General features: G+C 62.7%; 12 protein-coding genes and 1 tRNA gene. 10 read left to right on the forward strand and 3 right to left on the reverse strand.

Annotation, left to right across the window (positions count from 1 at the left end):
* Positions 1-46 precede the first annotated feature (46 nt).
* The 7 genes from FXN63_RS26315 to FXN63_RS26345 all read left to right on the forward strand — a co-directional run bounded on the left by FXN63_RS26315 (position 47) and on the right by FXN63_RS26345 (position 9253).
* Positions 47-1426, forward strand: coding sequence for a cobyrinic acid a,c-diamide synthase CobB (locus FXN63_RS26315; RefSeq protein ID WP_148818630.1), 1380 nt, complete (start codon positions 47-49; stop codon positions 1424-1426).
* Positions 1423-1980: a bifunctional adenosylcobinamide kinase/adenosylcobinamide-phosphate guanylyltransferase gene (cobU, locus tag FXN63_RS26320; protein WP_148818632.1), complete on the forward strand. Its 558-nt coding sequence runs from the start codon at positions 1423-1425 to the stop codon at positions 1978-1980. Before FXN63_RS26315 ends, cobU begins: the two co-directional genes overlap by 4 nt.
* Positions 1974-3209 (forward strand): adenosylcobinamide-phosphate synthase CbiB, encoded by a 1236-nt coding sequence (cbiB, locus tag FXN63_RS26325; RefSeq protein ID WP_148818634.1) that lies wholly within the window; start codon positions 1974-1976, stop codon positions 3207-3209. The genes cobU and cbiB overlap by 7 nt, the downstream gene beginning before the upstream one ends.
* A complete protein-coding gene (gene cobD / locus FXN63_RS26330; RefSeq protein ID WP_187395264.1) occupies positions 3206-4285 on the forward strand; it encodes a threonine-phosphate decarboxylase CobD in 1080 nt (359 codons plus the stop codon). The genes cbiB and cobD overlap by 4 nt, the downstream gene beginning before the upstream one ends.
* 82 nt (positions 4286-4367) lie before the next feature.
* Complete coding sequence (locus tag FXN63_RS26335; RefSeq protein WP_148818639.1) at positions 4368-5279, forward strand: cobalamin-binding protein; 912 nt, start codon at positions 4368-4370, stop codon at positions 5277-5279.
* Positions 5280-5461: 182 nt separating this feature from the next.
* Positions 5462-6910, forward strand: a complete 1449-nt coding sequence (locus tag FXN63_RS26340) for a cobyric acid synthase (RefSeq protein ID WP_148819866.1) — start codon at positions 5462-5464, stop codon at positions 6908-6910.
* A gap of 216 nt (positions 6911-7126) precedes the next feature.
* Positions 7127-9253, forward strand: a complete 2127-nt coding sequence (locus tag FXN63_RS26345) for a TonB-dependent receptor (RefSeq protein WP_148818641.1) — start codon at positions 7127-7129, stop codon at positions 9251-9253.
* Between the two features lie 28 nt (positions 9254-9281).
* On the opposite strand, the gene FXN63_RS26350 is transcribed toward FXN63_RS26345, so the two are convergent.
* Together FXN63_RS26350 and FXN63_RS26355 are read right to left on the reverse strand one after the other, a co-directional pair.
* Complete coding sequence (locus FXN63_RS26350) at positions 9282-10646, reverse strand: winged helix-turn-helix domain-containing protein (RefSeq protein WP_148818643.1); 1365 nt, start codon at positions 10644-10646, stop codon at positions 9282-9284.
* A gap of 9 nt (positions 10647-10655) precedes the next feature.
* Positions 10656-12017, reverse strand: a complete 1362-nt coding sequence (locus FXN63_RS26355; RefSeq protein WP_148818645.1) for a tetratricopeptide repeat protein — start codon at positions 12015-12017, stop codon at positions 10656-10658.
* Positions 12018-12253: 236 nt separating this feature from the next.
* On the opposite strand from FXN63_RS26355, the gene FXN63_RS26360 reads away from it, so the two are divergent.
* From FXN63_RS26360 to FXN63_RS26370, 3 genes are read left to right on the forward strand one after another with little or no spacing between them, the layout of a single operon-like run.
* Positions 12254-15598: an MHYT domain-containing protein gene (locus tag FXN63_RS26360; protein ID WP_148818647.1), complete on the forward strand. Its 3345-nt coding sequence runs from the start codon at positions 12254-12256 to the stop codon at positions 15596-15598.
* Positions 15585-16628: a response regulator gene (locus FXN63_RS26365; protein ID WP_148818649.1), complete on the forward strand. Its 1044-nt coding sequence runs from the start codon at positions 15585-15587 to the stop codon at positions 16626-16628. Before FXN63_RS26360 ends, FXN63_RS26365 begins: the two co-directional genes overlap by 14 nt.
* Positions 16609-17925: a methyl-accepting chemotaxis protein gene (locus tag FXN63_RS26370; RefSeq protein ID WP_148818651.1), complete on the forward strand. Its 1317-nt coding sequence runs from the start codon at positions 16609-16611 to the stop codon at positions 17923-17925. Before FXN63_RS26365 ends, FXN63_RS26370 begins: the two co-directional genes overlap by 20 nt.
* 126 nt (positions 17926-18051) lie before the next feature.
* Here the strand turns inward: FXN63_RS26370 and FXN63_RS26375 are convergent.
* Positions 18052-18127: transfer RNA gene (locus FXN63_RS26375), tRNA-Arg, on the reverse strand.
* Between the last annotated feature and the right edge of the window lie 322 nt (positions 18128-18449).

The raw sequence follows: 18449 nt of genomic DNA on the forward strand, positions 1-18449 counted from the left end.
TACTGAAGCCACAACCAACGCTGGTGCCCAAATTGGCACTGGCGATGTGAGTCTGACCCGCCCCGCTTCCACCTGCCGCGCGGTGCTGATTTCGGCCATCGCATCCGGGCAGGGAAAAACCACCGTCACCGCTGCCTTGGCGCGCCGCCTGGTGCGTGAAGGCAAGCGTGTGCGGGTGTTCAAGACCGGGCCGGATTTTCTTGATCCGATGCTGCTGGCGCGCGCCAGTGGCGCACCCGTGCATCCGCTGGATCTGTGGATGGTCGGGGTTGAAGCAAGTCGGCAACGGCTGGCGGATGCGGCACGCGATGCCGACGTGATCCTGGTCGAAGGCGTGATGGGCTTGTACGACGGCAAGCCGTCGTCCGCAGACCTGGCGCGTGCCTTCGGCCTGCCGGTGCTGCTGGTGGTCGATGCCAGTGCAATGGCACAGACCGTGGGTGCAGTGGTGTGCGGACTGCGGGACTACGGGCCGTGTAAGGTGCTGGGCGTGATCGCCAATCGGGTGGCCAGCAGTGGGCACGCCACGATGGTTGCGGAGTCGCTGCGCGACGTGGCCCTGGTCGCCACCCTGCCCCGCCAGACCGCAAGCTTGCCCGAGCGACATCTTGGCTTGGTGCAGGCCGACGAGGTGGCCGATCTTGATGCCTTATTGGATACGCTGGCTGATGCGCTGGTACTGCGTGATGGGGTGGATAACTGGCCGTTGCTGCAGTTCGACGCAGCGGAAGATCGGCACTCGAACCAGCATTCAGCATTGCTAACAGGCAAAACCATCGCCATTGCGCGCGATGCTGCCTTTGCGTTTGTGTACCCCGCCAACATCGATTGTCTGCATGCACTCGGTGCCGACATCGTCTTCTTTTCGCCGTTGGCCGATGATGCCATTCCCGCCAACGCCGATGCGGTCTACCTGCCGGGCGGCTACCCTGAACTGCATGCCGAAACACTTGCCGACGCACACGCTTGGCGTGCATCGATTCGCGAGGCCGATGCCGCAGGCATGCCGATTCTGGCTGAGTGCGGCGGCATGATGGCCTTGGCCGATATGCTTGTCGACGCGCAGGGTGTGTCCTGGCCGATGGCCGGTGTGCTGACGGGTACAGTACGTATGCAAACCAAGCTGGCCGGCCTTGGCATGCAGTCGCTGCCGACTGCGCACGGCCACGTGCGCGGGCACACCTTCCATTACTCGCGCTTCGATACATCGCTTGTGCCCCATGCGCACACCACGCGCCAGCGCGATGGCAGTGCGGGCGAAGCCGTCTATCTGCGTGGGGCATTGCACGCCTCGTATTTCCACGCGTATTTCCCCTCGCAGCCCCACGCCATTGCGGCGCTGCTGGGCGCGGACCTGACCATGCCAATGACCATGACGACACATGCGATGCCTGACGCGATTACCAACCACAAGGCAAACCCATGACCATCACGCTAGTGCTGGGCGGCGCGCGCTCGGGCAAGAGCCGTCATGCCGAAAGCGTGGCGGCCAAGACGGGAAAAGAAGTTGTCTACATTGCCACCGCGCAAGCCGGCGACGAGGAAATGCGCGCGCGTATCTTGCTGCACAGACGCCGTCGGCCTGATGCCTGGATCACCGTCGAGACCCCGCTTGCATTGGCCGATGCGATCCAGAAATGGAGCAGTCCCACACGCGTAGTGCTGGTCGATTGTCTGACGGTATGGTTGAGCAATCTGCTGTTTTCCGACGGCCGGGTCTACCCGGAAATCGGCACGCTGGACCTGCCCTTGCGACTGCACGCGGAACGCGCCGCGCTGCTTGAAGTGCTGTCGCATCCGCAAGGCGATCTGATCATGGTGGCCAACGAAGTGGGCCTGTCGATTGTGCCCATGGGGGCTATCTCGCGCGCCTTTGTCGATCAGGCAGGCTGGCTGAATCAGGAGATCGCTGCGCGTTGCGATCATGCGGTACTGACGGTGGCAGGTTTGCCGTTGGTGCTGAAAGGTGCGGCATGTTGAGCGGCATTCCGTTTGCGTGGCTGGGCCTGCTGGCACTGGCGGGCATCGCGCTCGACATGCTGTTGGGCGAGCCGCGTCGCTGGCATCCCCTGGTGGGCTTCGGCAACTTGGCCAACGCGATTGAGCGTCGTCTGAACCAGGGTGCCGCGCAGGCGGCAAGCCAGCCCCGCACCAACCAGGAACCCGGCGCGGGACGCCCGGCGGGTGTGCTGGCATGGTGCTTGGCAGTCTTGCCAATCGTTGCGCTGCCTTGTGTGGCGCTGGTCTGGTTGCAGACGCAGCTTGGGCTGACAGCACTGGCCGCCGCTGTGCCAATCACTGCATTGCGTGAACTGTTGGCAGAGCCCACCACCGCCCGTTTTCTGATCCCCACGCTGATTCTGCACGTGGTCTTGCTGTACGCCTGCCTGGGCTTGCGCAGTCTGCGCGATCACACCAAACCAATCTCAACCGCCTTGCGCGATGGTGACCTTGCCACTGCCCGCAAACTGACCAGCTACATCGTCAGCCGGGACACTGCGGATGCATCGGAATCCGACCTTGCCAAGGCAGGTGTCGAATCACTGCTGGAGAACGGCAATGATGCGGTATTCGGCACGCTGTTCTGGTTTGCGGTGGCGGGAGGCCCAGGTGCTTTGCTGTTCCGCTTGGCGAACACGCTTGATGCAATGTGGGGTTATCGCAATCCGCGCTTCAACCACTTCGGTTGGGCCGCTGCGCGTATCGACGACGTACTGAATTGGATTCCCGCGCGGCTGACCGCGTGCAGCTATGCGTTGTTGGGTAATCGGCGGCTGGCGTGGCAATGCTGGCGTAGTCAGGCACCCGCGTGGCCGAGCCCGAATGCCGGTCCGGTGATGGCCGCAGGCGCAGGTGCCTTGGGCCTGGCGCTGGGTCGTGAGGCGACCTACGACGGGGTGCCGGAAGTGCGCCCCCCGCTGGGCATGGGAGAACCCGCCAAGCGTGAAGACCTGGGCCGCGCATGGCGATTGGTGTGGCGCGGCGCGGTCTTGTGGGTGGCCTTGCTGTTGTTCGCGGGCACCATGCAAGAGACGGCGGCAAACAAGCGCGCGGCACCGGCGACAACAACGACGGAATCACTGAAAACAGACCAGCAAAATACCGCTGCGCCAAACACACCGACTACACCGACCACGCCCCAAGCCCCCGTGTCGCCAGCCACGCCACGCACCGATACGCCTGCAAATATTCCGGGAGTGGCCCGGTGACGGCACATCGAATCAATACCGAGAATTCAGGCACCGGAGCCAAGACAAGTCCGGCAACAGACATCTCAGAAATCACCGGCACTGGCGTCGTCACGCACGGCGGCAACCTGCGCCAAGCCATCGCGCAGTACGGCGGCGACCCCGCCGACTGGATGGACTTGTCCACCGGCATCAATCCGCACGCCTACCCTGCCCCGCCGATCGCAGCCGACGCCTGGCATCGCTTGCCAGAACCCGATGCGCGGCTGGTCGACGCTGCGTGCGCCTACTACCGCGCGCCCGTCTTGCTGCCCGTTGCTGGCACGCAAGCCGCCATTCAGGCGCTGCCCCGATTGCGCGCGCACAGCCGGGTCGCGATCGTCTCGCCCACCTACGCGGAACATGCGCTGCGCTGGCGGGAGGCGGCTCACGCCGTGACCGAAATTTCGCCAGCAGATATCGACATACACATCGATCATTGCGATGTGCTGGTGATCTGCAATCCCAACAATCCGACCGGTCATCGAACGACGCCTGACCTGCTGTTGGCATGGTCGCAACGGCTCGCATCACGCAATGGCTGGCTGGTCGTCGATGAGGCCTTCGGTGACATGGAACCGGCGCTGAGCGTGGCTGCGCATTGTCAGCAGCCGGGGCTGATCGTATTGCGTTCCGTGGGCAAATTCTTTGGTCTTGCGGGACTGCGGTTGGGGTTCGTGGGCGCTGTGCCCGTTGTGCTGGAACGCCTGGCCGCGTTGCTGGGACCGTGGGCCATCAGTGGCCCGGCTCAGCAGGTCGGCGTGGCCGCGCTGTCTGATGATGCATGGCAACGTGACATGCGCGCGCGCCTGGCCGATGACGGCCTGCGACTGCGCCAACTGCTTGCGCAATATCTGCCCGCTACCAGCGGCACGGACTTGTTCCAGTGGTGCGCCGCCCCGGTACCGACGGCCTTGCATGAACACTTGGCTCGGCACCATATCTGGGTGCGGCTCTTTCCAAATGCTGCGCGCGGATTGCGCTGGGGCCTGCCGGCGGCCAAGTCAGATTGGGCAAGACTCGATCTCTCCCTGGCGGGTTTTCAGATTGGGGCCTAGGCATGCCGGTGTTGTTCTGTCCGCGGAGCGGACTTTTTTATTTTTTGGCGATTTTTGGCGGCGGCTGATGAGGTTTTCCACAATGCACGGACGTGTTCGGTCGATTGCGGCGGCAACCATCCTGTTTCTGAGCGGCAGCTACGCGTTTGCACAGACGGTGGCACAAGCGGTTGTCGTCCACGACGACCAAGGCACGCGCATCGAGCTGCCGCACGAGGCCAAGCGCATCATCGCGCTCGCCCCGCATGTGGTCGAACTGATCTTTGCCGCAGGCGGTGGCGAGCGCATTGTCGGCACCGTGGCGCACGCCGATTTTCCGCCTGCCGCGCGCGATATTCCGCAGATCGGGGACAACCGTGCGCTGGATATCGAGCGCATCATCGCCATGCGGCCCGACGTGATGATCGCGTGGCGTCACGGCAATGCCGAAAGCCACCTGGAACCGCTGCGCAAGCTGGGCATTCCGCTGTTCTACAGCGAACCGCACACACTGGAAGACGTGGCCAATTCCATCGAAAAAGTCGGCCGCATGATGGGCACGGATGCCGTTGCCAAACCCGCTGCCCAAGCCTTCCGTGCACGCATTGCCGAGCTGTCCGCCAAGTACCGTGACCGGCCGCCGGTGCGCCTGTTCTACCAAGTATGGGACCAGCCGCTGTACACCTTGAATCGCACGCACATTCTGAACGACGCGCTGGGCGTGTGTGGCGGTGTGAACATCTTTGCGGCCTTGCCGGCGACCGCACCCACCGTCAGTGTGGAAGCGGTGCTGGCCGCCGACCCCGAGGCCGTGATTGCAGGCGCGCGCGAAGGCCGCAGTGGTACCGGGCCGCAGGTCTGGCAGCAGTATCCGACGCTGTTGGCGACCAAGCGCGACAACCTGTTCGACATCGTGCCCGACCTGATTCTGCGCGCCGGGCCGCGCATTGTTGAAGGCACAGCGCAGCTGTGCGAAAAACTGGAAACGGCGCGTGCGCGTCGTCCTGCGCAATGAGTGTGGCGATGAATTCAGCGATCAATACGGCGGCAGGGGATACAGCAAGGACAGCAACGACCACCGCAGCAAATGCCGCAGGGGATTTTGAGTCCCCCGCGCTTGGCACCATGATCGACCCAGCTGCCAACGCCCGCTATCACGGCGAGTCTACCCGCCACTTCCCGGCCATGCACACCTTGATGATCCAGGGTTGCACGTCCGACGCAGGCAAGAGCACGGTGGTCGCCGCCCTGTGCCGGCTCTACGCCCGTGCAGGCATCCCGGTCGTCCCCTTCAAGCCGCAGAACATGGCGCTCAACAGCGCGGTCACGGTCGACGGCGGCGAGATCGGCCGGGCGCAGGCTTTGCAGGCAATTGCGGCCGGCATCCCGGCGCACACCGACATGAATCCGGTGCTGCTGAAACCGTCGAGTGACACCGGTGCGCAAGTCATCATTCACGGCAAGGTGCGCGCCGACATGAACGCGCGCGACTATCACCGCTACAAGACCGAGGCGATGGGCGCGGTGCTGGCATCCTACGCACGGCTGCGCAGCCAATATCAGATGGTGCTGGTGGAAGGCGCGGGCAGCCCGGCCGAAATCAATCTGCGCGCGCGTGACATCGCCAACATGGGCTTTGCGGAAGCGGTGGATTGCCCGGTGGTGCTGGTTGCCGACATCGATCGTGGCGGTGTGTTCGCGCATTTAAGCGGTACGCTCGACTGTCTGTCGGAAAGCGAGCGCGCCCGCATCGTAGGCTTTGTGATCAACCGCTTCCGGGGCGACATCAGCCTGCTGGAACCCGGGCTGGACTGGCTGGAAGCACGCACCGGCAAACCGGTGCTGGCCGTTTTGCCCTACCTGCACGGGCTGCATCTGGATGCTGAAGATGCCATTCAGTCATCACAGTCGGGCGGTGCGTTTCGCATCATCGTGCCGGCGGTACCGCGCATCAGCAATCACACCGATTTCGATGCGCTGCGCGCGCACCCGGACGTCACCCTGGAATTCATCGGCCCGGGCCGGCCGATCCCGCCTGCCGACCTGGTGATATTGCCGGGCAGCAAAAACACCCGGGCTGACCTGGCGTGGCTGCGGGCACAGGGCTGGGAACCGGCCCTGCAGAAACACCTGCGATACGGCGGCAAACTGATCGGCATCTGCGGCGGATTCCAGATGCTGGGCAGTGTCGTGCACGACCCTGATGGTTCTGAAGGCCCCGCAGGCAGCACCCAGGGACTGGGCTTGCTGGCCCTGGAAACCGTCATGCAGGCAGACAAGCGACTGGCTCAGGTCAGCGGGCGCTGCGTCTTTCCCGGCGCGCCGGAAAGCGCAGCAGTCCAGGGCTACGAAATCCACTTGGGCGATTCGACCGGCGCGGCGCTGAAACGCCCCGTCTTCACCATCGAAGGCCGCCCGGAAGGTGCAGTGTCGGAAGACGATGCCGTGCTGGGCACTTACCTGCATGGCGCATTCGACCATCCCGACGCGTGCCAGGCACTGCTGGCCTGGGCAGGTTTGCGCAGCAACCGCTCGGTTGACCTGAGCGCACTGCGTGAACAAAGCCTGGATCGTGTAGCCGATGCGGCCCAGGGCTTGTACGACGCGCTTCAGGCACTCCAGGTCGGCCGGTCAACCAGTGAGTAAACATGCGCGTCGCCAGCGAAACCAAGGGTTTTCCCTTTATTTCGCTGGGAATGCGCGTGTCACCCGCAACAAATGTGTCGCGTTACACCGACATCTGCTTAATAATTGCTTAATTCGTATCGGCAATGCGAATCATTCTCTGTAAGATTGCGAAAATTTTTAGCAGCTTTGTTTCACAACATTTCTGCATTGACCCCGCGTTCTACAGATACCCCCATGATTCGTCACCCGCGTCGCACCCACGCCGCTATTGCCGCTGCCACCGCTGTTCTGGCCAGCACAGGCATCACGGCAGCCCAGGATCAGTCCTCGGTCAGCACTCTTGGTACCGTTGAAGTCACTTCTGACTACGATCCCAACGACGTTCGCCCGGAATCGATTTCCACGGCGACCAAGACCAAGATGGCGGCGCGTGACATTCCGCAGACCATCGACACGCTGGACGTCAACAAATACAAAAGCTATGGCATCAACGACCTGAGCATCATGCTCGACGGCGTGCCCGGCGTGACGACGTCCTACGACATGCGCGGTGAAGGCGTGATGATTCGCGGTTTCAGCGCCGACTCGGGCGACATCTACCGTGACGGTGTGCGCGAAAGCGGTCAGGTGCGACGCAGTACCGCCAACGTGGAACGCATTGAAGTCCTGAAGGGCCCGGCCTCTGTCCTGTACGGCCGCAGCGCAGGCGGCGGCATCGTCAACCTGATCAGCAAGCGTGCCAACTTCGACACCAAGAGCAGCGCCACGCTGCGCGCGGGGTCGTGGCACAACTACGGCGGCACCTTCGACCTGAACAAGGTGATCACGCCCGACGTGGCGGTGCGCCTGACGGTCGATCGCGAACAGGCCGACAGCTTCCGCAGCGGCATTCGCAATCGCAATGAAATGGTCTCGCCCAGCATTGCCTACGACAACCACAAGGGCTTGCGCTGGGTTGGTCAGTACACCTACGACAACGTCTGGCGCGTGCCGGACCGCGGCCCGTCCTACGACAACCTGCCAGCTGGCGTGTCGGTGCGCACCGGCTTTGCGCACCCCGACGACTACGTCGAAGACCGCCTGCGCGTGCTGCGCTCGGACCTGAGCTACGACTTCAACGACAAATGGTCGCTGCGCTGGGTTGCTACCCACCGCGAAGCCAGCCAGGATTTCGACCACTTCTTCGCCGGCACGTATTGCAATGCCAATGGCCGCACGTCTACCAATGCAGCGTGCACGTATCGCGGCTTGCTGCGTCAGAGCTATGCCTGGCAGCAGACCGAGAACAAGACCAACACCCAGACGCTGGACCTGACCGGCAAGTTCGACACCGGCCCGCTGCGTCACGACACCTTGGTCGGCGTCGAATACACCGACGAAGTGCGTCACCCGCGTCTGTTCTCGACCGCCAATACCAATTCGTACATCAACCCGTTCGCACCGGGCGGCTGGACGCCCAAGGCGGCACAAGGCGCACCGAGCCAGCACAACAAGCACGAAGCCAACGCTCAGGCCCTGTATCTGCAGGACTTGATCAGCATCACGGATCAGTGGAAGGTGCTGGCCGGTCTGCGTTATGACCGCTTCGAGTTCAAGAGCACCAACCGCCTGACCAACGCCACCCGCAGCTACCAGGGCAATACCGTCAGCCCGCGCGTGGGTGTGGTCTGGCAGCCCACCATCGAGCACAGCGTGTATGGCTCGTATAGCAGAAGCTTCGCGCCCTATGGCGGTCGCGGCATGCTGAGCGTCAGCGTCGATCCCAACGTGGTTTATGACGCCGAGCCGCAGCAATCGCGCCAGCTGGAAGCGGGTATCAAGAGCGAATGGATGGATGGTCGCCTGTCGACCACGATGGCGGTCTACCAGCTTGAGCACTACAACATCCGCTACCAGCCCGACCCGATCAACGATCCGTTCACCTATGCCTTGCGCGGCAAGGAACGTGCACGCGGTGTCGAACTGAGCGCGGCCGGTCGCCTGGCACCGTCGTGGTACATCCGGGGCGGTATCGGTTTCATGGACACCGAAGTGGTCCAGGACGTCAGCAATCCCACCCTGAACGGCAAGGCACTGCAAGACACCGGTCGCCGCAACGGCAATCTGTTCCTGCGCTACGCCCCGGAAGGCCACTTCTACGGCGAAGTCGGCGTGACCTACAGCAGCTCGCGCTGGCTGAACGCCACCAACACGCTGAGCCTGCCGGGTTACACCCGCTGGGATGCGCTGATCGGCTACCGTGCGGCACCGTGGACGGCCACCCTGGCCTTCTCGAACATCTTCGACAAGGACTACTGGCGTTCCAGCTCGATGCCGGGCGCACCGCGCAGCGTGCTGCTGAGCGTCAACTACCAGTTCTAATAGTAGAAACCTGACCCTGACGACAGGGTCAGATCGCAGGAAGCGGGGGCGGCGCGTGCTGAAACACCGCTGCATGCACCGCCGCATAGCGTGGATGATCGCGCAGGCGGCGGTTCCCCGGCGAGTGCAGGAAGATCGGCAGGAACCCCGCCCCCAGTGCCGCTGCGGCTTCGACCCGCTGCTGGGCGTCTTCGGTTTCGCCCAGCAACAGCTGGGTCGAGGTATAGGTGGCACGCACACTCGGGTTGTCACCGGCGCTGCGGGCGATCAAGGCCGCTGCCGCATCGCTTGCGCCACACAGCGCCAGGCCATAAGCCACCGAGGGTGGCGCAAAACTCCAGGACAAGGCGTCCAGTTTCACGTCCAGCAAGGGGTCGATCAGCGCGGCGCGCGGGTTCACGCTTGCTTCGCACACCAGCCAGAACACATAGGCCTGTGAACTGTCGGGGTGTTCTTCATATACCTTGTTGGCGTAGACCAGCGCCATGTCTGGCTGATCCAGGAAGGTATAGGCCCGCGCCACCATGATCGCCAACGCAGGCGAGAACGGGGCCAGCGCCAGCGCATCACGAAACGCGTGCAAGGCATCGTCGCTACGACCGCGCGCCAGCATATGCCAACCCAGGTGGTAATGCGTGGACGGATCGTCAACCTGGGTTTGTCGCGCCCGCGCATGCAGGCGGTCGGCCTCACTGAAGCGCCATGCCCCGTCCAGCATATGGGCGGTCTGCGACCATAATCCAGCGGCCTGTGGCGACTGCTTTGCCACGTCTGCCAACAGGCGCAGGCCTTTGTCGAGATCGGCCGGGGTCAGGCCCCACCCGCAACTCATCTGGCCACCCAGACACTCTGCAAAAGCAATCTTTGCGGGCGCATAGTCCGGTGCCTGGGTCATCAAGGTGCGCAACAGCGCTTCTGCACGCTCCAGCGATGAGTTGGTGCGCCGTTGAATCAGCGTGCGCGCATGCATCAAGGTTTCGGCATGCACCGGGGCGATTCGCGCGGCATCGAGCAGGCGTGAATACGCAATCGGTGGCGCGATCGTCTCGGTGACCGGCCCGGGCACCGACAGTGCCGGCGGCACGATCTGCAATTGGTAGCCCTGTCCGTAGATCGCGCGAATCTGTATGCCTGCAATGCCTTTCAGCGCTGCACGCAGCGAGGTCACGCAACGCGCCAGGCTTTCGTCGGACATCTCGCCCGCCCAGACCTCACGGGCAAAACTTGCCTTGGCCACCATTGCCGGCCAATCCCGCAGCAGCAGTTGCAGCACCCCTTTTTCTTTCCGGGCCAGTGCAAGCGGGGCCGCCTGATAATGCACAAATCCATTCTTGTCGATATCCAGCCCCAGCATCGCTGGTGTCATGACCGGTTTATCGTCGTTCGGATTCATTCAATGCCGTCAGCTCACAAAAGTGCAGCGATCCTGGGTGGGTAAGGCTGCGAATACCTGCTCGGCCACTGCGCCATAGGCAGGATGCTGGTGCAGCAGGCGATTTTCAGGGGCCCGCATGGAAAGCGGCAAAAAACCGCAACCGAGTTCGGCCGCATCGGCAATCCGCGCGTGCGCAGCCTCGGTTTCTCCCAGCAATAATAAGGCCGACGTGAATGTGGCCCGCATACTGGGATTATCGTTTGCGTGACGCGCGATCACGGCAGCGGCTGCATCGAAGGCACCGCAGCGTGCCAGGCCATAAGCCATGGATGACGCGGCGAAACTCCATGAACCTGGCCCAAGTCTGATCTGCATCAACTGGTCGATCAGTTCAGCGCGGGGCTGCACATACGCTTCATAGGTCAGCAAATATATATGTGCCTGCAAGCTGTCCGGGTGCTCGGCATATGCTTTACGCGCGTATTGCAGGCCATTTTCCGGCTGGTCCACGAAGGTATAAGCCCGCGCCAGCATGGTAGTCAGGCCACGTGACAGCGGTGCGAGCGAGTGCGCCCGTGACAGTGCCTGCACCGCCTCGTCAAAACGGCCACAGGCCAGCAGGTGCCAACCGTGGTGATAATGCGTAATGGGATCGGCCATGCCGGTTTCCAGCGCGCGGGCATGCACCAGAGACGCCTCGTCAAAGCGCCAGGCGCAATCCAGCAAGTGGGCGCGCTGTGACCACAGGCCGGTGGCGTCAGGCGCGCGCCGTGCCGCGTCGTCGATCAGGTCCAGCCCTTCCTCGATGCGTTCCGGCCGCAAACCGAGTCCGCAACTGACCTGGCTGGCAAGTGATTCAGCAAATGCGATTTTCGCAGGAACATAATCAGGTGCGTGTTCGATCAGCCCGCGCAGTAAATCTTCCGCGCGCAGCAACGAAGACGGGGTATAGCGCTGAATCAAGGTGCGCGCATACAACAGCGTTTCGGCCAGCGCAGGGGCGGCCATCGCAGTATCGAGCAGGCGCAGATGCATGCTTTGGGGAGTGGGCACAGCAGAAGCAGGCGCAGCGGGATCGACCACCTGCAACTGATAACCCTCGCCATAAATGGCACGGATTTTCAGGCGGGTAATCCCCAGCAAGCCATTGCGAAGCTGGGTCATGCAGCGTGCCAGGCTTTCGTCCGACATGGCACCGCGCCAGATGTCCTGGGCAAATCGCCGCTTGGGTACCACCGCCGGCCATTCTTGCAACAACAGCCCCAGCGCGGCCCGCGCCTTGGGCGGCAGGGTCAGCGGCGCGGACCGGTAATGAACGAAGCCATGCTTGTCGATATCCAGGCCAAGCATCGCGGGTGTTGTAGGCACACCATCACCGCTTGAATTCATTCCTCACCAAACCTGTTTTCTTTCCGTTCATGACGCTACATTCACCGCCACAGCGGTGGATACGCAACCTGATCAATACCGGATTCAGCATTACATAAATTATCAAGATTCGGTCAAGATTGCCCAAGGATTACTGATTAGTATCCAGCCCTGATACAAATTCCAGTCGCACGCTGTCGACTTTGCCTTGGTCGGTGATCGCCGCCAATTTCCCCGGTTACAGGTTTTCGCCAGCTATGCCGTCCTTCGATAGCTTGTTCGTAGGCACTCACGACACCACGCCATTCATGCCCAGCAGCCACGATCCGTGGCTGGTGGCGCTGTCGATTTTCCTGGCGATTTTCGCGTCAACCATGGCCTTGCAGGTGGCCGGGGTGGCGCGCGAGACCGCGAACTACTTCTATAAACAGGTGGCCCTGGCCAGCGGGTCGATGGCGCTGGGCTGTGGTGTGTGGGCCATGCACTTCGTCGGCATGCTGGCGTTCGAACTGTGCACGCCGGTCAGCTATGACTATTCACAGACCCTGCTGTCGATGCTGCCAAGCCTGGGCGCATCGTGGGTCACCTTGTGGATTCTGTCGCGGCCCAGCATCACAACGTCGCAACTGGTGATCGGCGGCGTGCTGGTTGGCGGCGGCATTGCCGCCATGCACTACAGCGGCATGGCCGCCATGCGCATGGCACCGTCGTTGCGTTACGACGTGGTCTGGTTCCTGATTTCAGCGGCGGTCGCCGTATCGCTGGCGATTCTGGCGCTGTGGATCCGCTTTGGCCTGGCACGCACCAACAACAACTGGCATGGTGTGATCGCGGGCGGCGTGGTGATGGGCTTTGCGATTGCCGGCATGCACTACACCGGCATGATGGCCGCGCGCTTCGTTGGCACGCCTGTCACCGACGGCACGATGGCATCCAGTTCAGCCACCTTCATCTCGCTGGCGGTGGCGCTGATCAGCGTGGCGCTGACGATTCTGGTGCTGGCGGTCAACACCTTGCTGCGCTATCGCCAGTTGCTGGCCCAGATGCGCGCCAGCGAATCGCGCCTGCGCGCCATTGTCGATACCGCCGCCGACGGCCTGGTCACCATGGACTCACGCGGCAACATCGTATCGATCAACCCGTCGGCGGAAGCCTTGTTCGGCTGGCGCGGCGACGAACTGGTCGGGCGCAACGGCGAAATCCTGCTGCATGGCGAGTACGGCGCCAGCTACAACGACCTGCTTCGGCAATATCTGGCGGGGGGTTCCAGCCAGGTGCTGGGCATGGGCCGTGAAGTCGTCGGCCGGCGCAAGGACGGCAGCCTGGTGCCGATCCGGCTGGCCATCGGCGAGGTCAAGATTCGCAATCAACAGTCGCTCTTCGTCGCGTTCATTACCGACATCAGTGAACGCAAGGGCATGGAAAAGACGCTGCGGGATCGCGAACAGCAATACCGTTCGCTGATTCTGAACATTCCCGGCGCGGTCTATCGCTGCCTGCCTGAATCACCGTGGCAGACCCTGTTCATGAGCGAACAGGTAGAGACACTGACGGGATGGCGCGCGGAGGAATTCATGGATGGCCAGGTATCCCAGGCGGCCTTGATTCACCCGGACGATATCGAACGTGTCACCCAGGAAGTGCGGGCAGCCTTCAGCCAGGGCCTGAGTTTTGTCGTGGAATATCGCCTGATGCATCGCGACGGCAATATCCGCTGGATCTGGGGCAGCGGCACGGCCGTGACGGATGCCGACGGCAAGCTGGAATGGGTCGACGGCATGATGCTCGACATCAGCGAACGCCGCGTCATGGAAGAAGACCTGCGCGACGCCAAGACCCGGGCGGAAGAAGCGGCGGCCGCCAAGGGCGCGTTCCTGGCCAACATGAGCCATGAAATCCGCACGCCCATGAACGCCATCATCGGGTTCACCGAATTGCTGCTGGGCGGTCACCTGGAAGTGCAGCAACGGCGACATCTGGGCACCGTGCGCCATTCGGCGCGCTCGCTGCTCGGCTTGCTGAATGACATCCTGGATACCGCCAAGCTGGAAAAAGGGGCGTTCGAGCTCGATGTCATCGATTTTTCGCTGCTGGAACTGTGCCGCCAGATCACGGCCTCCCTGCGCCTGAGCGCCGAGTCCAAGGGCTTGCAGCTGGCGCTGGATTATCACCCCGCGCTCAGCCCGTTCTTCAAGGGCGACCCGCTGCGGATTCAGCAGATCATCACCAATCTGCTGGGCAATGCGATCAAGTTCACCGATCGTGGCTGGGTTCGCCTGGAAGTGCTCAGCAGCCACGGCCAGGTCAACATCCGCGTGAGCGACACCGGTGTCGGCATTGCTGCCGACCGTCTGGACCGGATCTTCGCCCCGTTTGCTCAAGCCGATGCGTCGATGAGCCGCCGTTTTGGCGGCACCGGCCTGGGCACCACCATTGCCCGCCAGCTGACCGAATTGATGGGCGGCCAGATTCAGGTGGAAAGCCAGGTAGGCGTGGGCAGCGTGTTCCAGGTGCTGCTGCCGCTGGAAGCCGGCAAACCCGTGATCGAACGGCCGGTCATGACTCAGCAACCTTTGCCGACGCTGCGCATTCTGGTCGCTGACGACGTGCCGCAGAATCTGGAACTGCTGTCACTGGCGCTGAGCAAGGCGGGCCATCGTGTCACCACTGCGCGCGATGGCGCGGAAGCGGTCACCTTGTTCCTGGCCGACAGCTTCGACGTAGTGTTGATGGACGTGCAGATGCCCGGCACCGATGGCCTGGAAGCCACGCGCCAGATCCGTCGCGCGGAAATGCAGCGCGGTGTGCCGGCCACGCCGATCATTGCGCTGACCGCCAGCGTGATGGAAGAAGACCGCCGTGCCGCGCGCGAGGCCGGCATGGACGGCTTCACGCCCAAACCGGTGGAGTTGCCGCGCCTGTTGAACGAAATCGCCCAGGTGGTTGGCGTGGTCTTCGAGCGTCACGCCGAAAACCCGCTGACGCGCCCGGCGGAACAGCCCAACCTGGCCATCGACTGGACCCGGGGCCTGGAGCTGTGGGGCGATTCACATGCCTTCGAGCAGACCTTGCGCCGTTTCTGTGATGAATATGGCGACGTATCTGCCCTGTTCACCCCCATGCTCGATCGCAGTGAATTCACCGAAGGATCGATGCGTGTGCACCGCTTGCGCGGTGCCGCCGCCAACTTGATGCTGCCGCGCGTGGCCGCCGTGGCGCTGGTGCTTGAACAGGCCTTCCGCAGCCGTGACGAAGTGGGGGTGCGCACCGCCATCGATGGCCTGACCACAGAGATCGCTGCGGTCCGGGCCGCCAGCGCCTTGCACCATCACGACACGCCGATCGCAACTGGTGGCATCGACCGCCCGGGGCTGGTGCGCCATTGCATGGAAGCACTGAACGCCCTGCGCCACGGCGAACTGGTGGAATCTGCGCTGCAGGCCATCGAACTGGGACTGGAAGGCCTGGGGCGTACGGAAACCCTGGCCCGCCTCCATGCGAGCCTGGCCGGCTTCGATCTGGTCGACGCCACCCTGATCATCGAAGCACTGCTGAAAGAGCTCGAACCGGAAACTGCCGAGGACGGTTATGCAAGCGCTTAAGGACTCCCGGCCCAAACTGCTGCTGGTCGACGACGAACCGACCAACCTGCAGGTCTTGCGCCACATCCTGCGAGACGATTACCGCCTGCTGTTCGCCAAGGACGGCATGACGGCGCTGGAACTGGCGCGCAACGAGCATCCCTCGTTGATCCTGCTCGACATCATGATGCCGGACATGACGGGCTACGAGGTCTGCAAGACCCTGAAGCTGTCGCCGGAAACCCGCGACATTCCGGTGATCTTCGTCACCGCGCTGGCCGACATGAATGACGAGGCCGAAGGGTTTGCCGTCGGCGGCGTCGACTATCTGACCAAACCCGTCAGCGCGCTGATCGTGAAGGCGCGCGTGCGCACCCACCTGTCGCTGGTGACCGTTGATGAACTGCGCCAGAGCCGTCTGCTGATTGTCCAGCGCCTGGGCCTGGCTGCCGAATACAAAGACAACGAAACCGGCCTGCACGTCATTCGCATGAGCCATTACGCGCAGGTGCTGGGACGGGCAGCCGGCCTGACCGAGCGCGAAGCCGAAGACCTGCTGCACGCAGCCCCCATGCACGACGTGGGCAAGATCGGCATCCCCGACGCCATTCTGAAAAAACCGGGCAAGCTGGACCCCGAGGAATGGGCGGTCATGCAGCAGCATTCGTCGATCGGTGCCGACATCATCGGTGAACACAAGAACGGGCTGCTGAAGATGGCCCACACGATCGCCTTGCACCACCACGAGAAGTGGGATGGCACGGGCTATCCGAATGGCTTGCGTGGCGAAGCGATTCCGCTGATTGCCCGCATTGTCGCCATCGTGGACGTATTCGACGCCTTGAGCAGCGAGCGCCCCTACAAACGGGCCTGGCCGCTGGAAGACACCCTTGCCCTGCTGCGTCGTGACAGCGGCACCCATTTCGATCCGAACCTGGTCACCCTGTTCCTGGATGTGCTGCCGGCCATTCTGGAAATTCAGGCCAAATGGCCTGAAGGTTCAGTCGCGGCTCCTCTTTCCTCGGTCCCCCATGTTCAACACCCAGCTTAAGTCCACGCTGCTCGCCACCCAGACCAGAAACGCTGCACTCGAAGCGTCGCTGGATGCGGTGAGCAATACGATGGCCATGATCGAGTTTGCGCCTGACGGCACGATTCTCGACGCCAACAGCCTGTTCCTGGACGTGATGGGCTACACCTTGCCCGAAGTGCAAGGCCATCACCACCGGATGCTGTGTGAAACCAGCTACACCAGCAGCGCCGCCTATACGGACTTCTGGCGTCGCCTGGCGGCGGGTGAAAGCTTCAGCGACCAGTTCATGCGCCTGGCCAAAAACGGCAGCGAACGGTGGCTGGAAGCGAGCTACATGCCGGTGCGGGATGCCGAGGGACGCATCACACGCATTGAAAAGATCGCCACCGACATCACCCGGCGGGTGCGCGAGGCCGACAAACAAGCCAGCCTGGGCAATGCGATCAACCGTTCACTGGCGATGATCGAATTTGACCTGCAAGGCCATGTGCTGGAAGCCAACGACAACTTCCTGAGCACCATGGGCTACCGGCTGGACGAGATCGTCGGCAAACATCACCGCATGTTCTGTGAAGCTAGCGAGGCCGACAGCGCGCCCTACCGCGCCTTCTGGGCACAGCTCAATCGCGGCGAATTCGTGGCGGGCCGCTTCAAGCGCCTGGACCGGTCGGGCAAGACGGTGTGGCTGCGGGCAACCTACAACCCCTTGTTCGACGCCAAGGACCGCCTGTATGGCGTGATCAAACTCGCCACCGACGTGACCGAGCAGACCTTGCAGCGCGAAGCCGAATCCCAGGCCGCGCTGCTGGCGTATGTGACCGCCCAGCAAACCGACAAGATCGCCCAGCAGGGCAGCACTGTCGTGCAGCAGACGGTCAGCGTGGTGCAAGGGATTGCCGATGAACTGCAGGGCATGGCGCAGAACATCAGCGCGCTGAGCGAGCAGTCGGACCGCATCAGCGCCATCGTGCAGAGCATTCGCGGCATTGCCGACCAGACCAACTTGCTGGCACTCAATGCCGCGATTGAAGCAGCGCGGGCCGGCGAACACGGTCGCGGCTTTGCGGTGGTGGCCGACGAAGTTCGCAACCTGGCCGCGCGCACCAGCCAGGCAACAGTCGAGATCGTGGACGTCGTCAAACAAAACCATGCGCTTGCCCAGCAGGCCGTGGCCCGCATGCAGGTCACCCGCGACAAGGCAGCCGAGGGCGTGGGCCTGGCCACCGATGCCGGTGGCGTGATCATGGAAATCCACGACGGGGCGCAGAAGGTGGTGTCGGCAATCGGGCAGTTTTCCGACACGCTGAAAGAATAGGTGCGAAAGAATAGGTGCGGAAGGGATAGCGCGCCTGGAACAGGCGCGATGTCAGCACCAGAAAGCAAAAAACCACCGTGAAGGTGGTTTGCGTCGTAGTGCGGTTTTCTTACATGCATCTTTCGATGGCGCGCCCGGCTGGGATCGAACCAGCAACCCCTGCCTTCGGAGGGCAGTACTCTATCCATTGAGCTACGGGCGCATCTGTACTGCTGGGTATTGCTGCACGGGGTATCGCTACACGTCGTGCTACTACGGCCTTGCCTGCTTTTCACTGCCGTTTTTTTACTACTCAGTGCCCACCTATATTGCACAGATTTGATCTGGCGCAAACAGGTGAAAACCACATGCTGAGTAGCCCGCAAGGATACCGCTTTTGGCCCTTCCCGTCCATCGACCACGCGGGCTTTGCCGCTATACTTGACCGGCTTCGTGGCGACACGAAACGATTCCGGCTGAATTGCAAGCATACCCCGCAACGCCAGGCACCCCGCCGATGTAAGCCGGTCGACCTACAGGATTTG

It is taken from the genome of Pigmentiphaga aceris (genome assembly GCF_008119665.1).
Lineage (GTDB): Bacteria > Pseudomonadota > Gammaproteobacteria > Burkholderiales > Burkholderiaceae_B > Pigmentiphaga > Pigmentiphaga aceris.

Bases quoted from the DNA above. Each gene is read 5' to 3' on its own strand.
- FXN63_RS26360 (WP_148818647.1), top strand. From the start codon at position 12,254: ATGCCGTCCTTCGATAGCTTGTTCGTAGGCACTCACGACACCACGCCA.
- FXN63_RS26370 (WP_148818651.1), top strand. From the start codon at position 16,609: ATGTTCAACACCCAGCTTAAGTCCACGCTGCTCGCCACCCAGACCAGA.
- FXN63_RS26345 (WP_148818641.1), top strand. From the start codon at position 7,127: ATGATTCGTCACCCGCGTCGCACCCACGCCGCTATTGCCGCTGCCACC.
- cbiB (WP_148818634.1), top strand. From the start codon at position 1,974: ATGTTGAGCGGCATTCCGTTTGCGTGGCTGGGCCTGCTGGCACTGGCG.
- FXN63_RS26340 (WP_148819866.1), top strand. From the start codon at position 5,462: ATGATCCAGGGTTGCACGTCCGACGCAGGCAAGAGCACGGTGGTCGCC.
- FXN63_RS26355 (WP_148818645.1), bottom strand. From the start codon at position 12,017: ATGAATTCAAGCGGTGATGGTGTGCCTACAACACCCGCGATGCTTGGC.
- FXN63_RS26365 (WP_148818649.1), top strand. From the start codon at position 15,585: ATGCAAGCGCTTAAGGACTCCCGGCCCAAACTGCTGCTGGTCGACGAC.
- cobU (WP_148818632.1), top strand. From the start codon at position 1,423: ATGACCATCACGCTAGTGCTGGGCGGCGCGCGCTCGGGCAAGAGCCGT.
- FXN63_RS26335 (WP_148818639.1), top strand. From the start codon at position 4,368: ATGCACGGACGTGTTCGGTCGATTGCGGCGGCAACCATCCTGTTTCTG.
- FXN63_RS26350 (WP_148818643.1), bottom strand. From the start codon at position 10,646: ATGAATCCGAACGACGATAAACCGGTCATGACACCAGCGATGCTGGGG.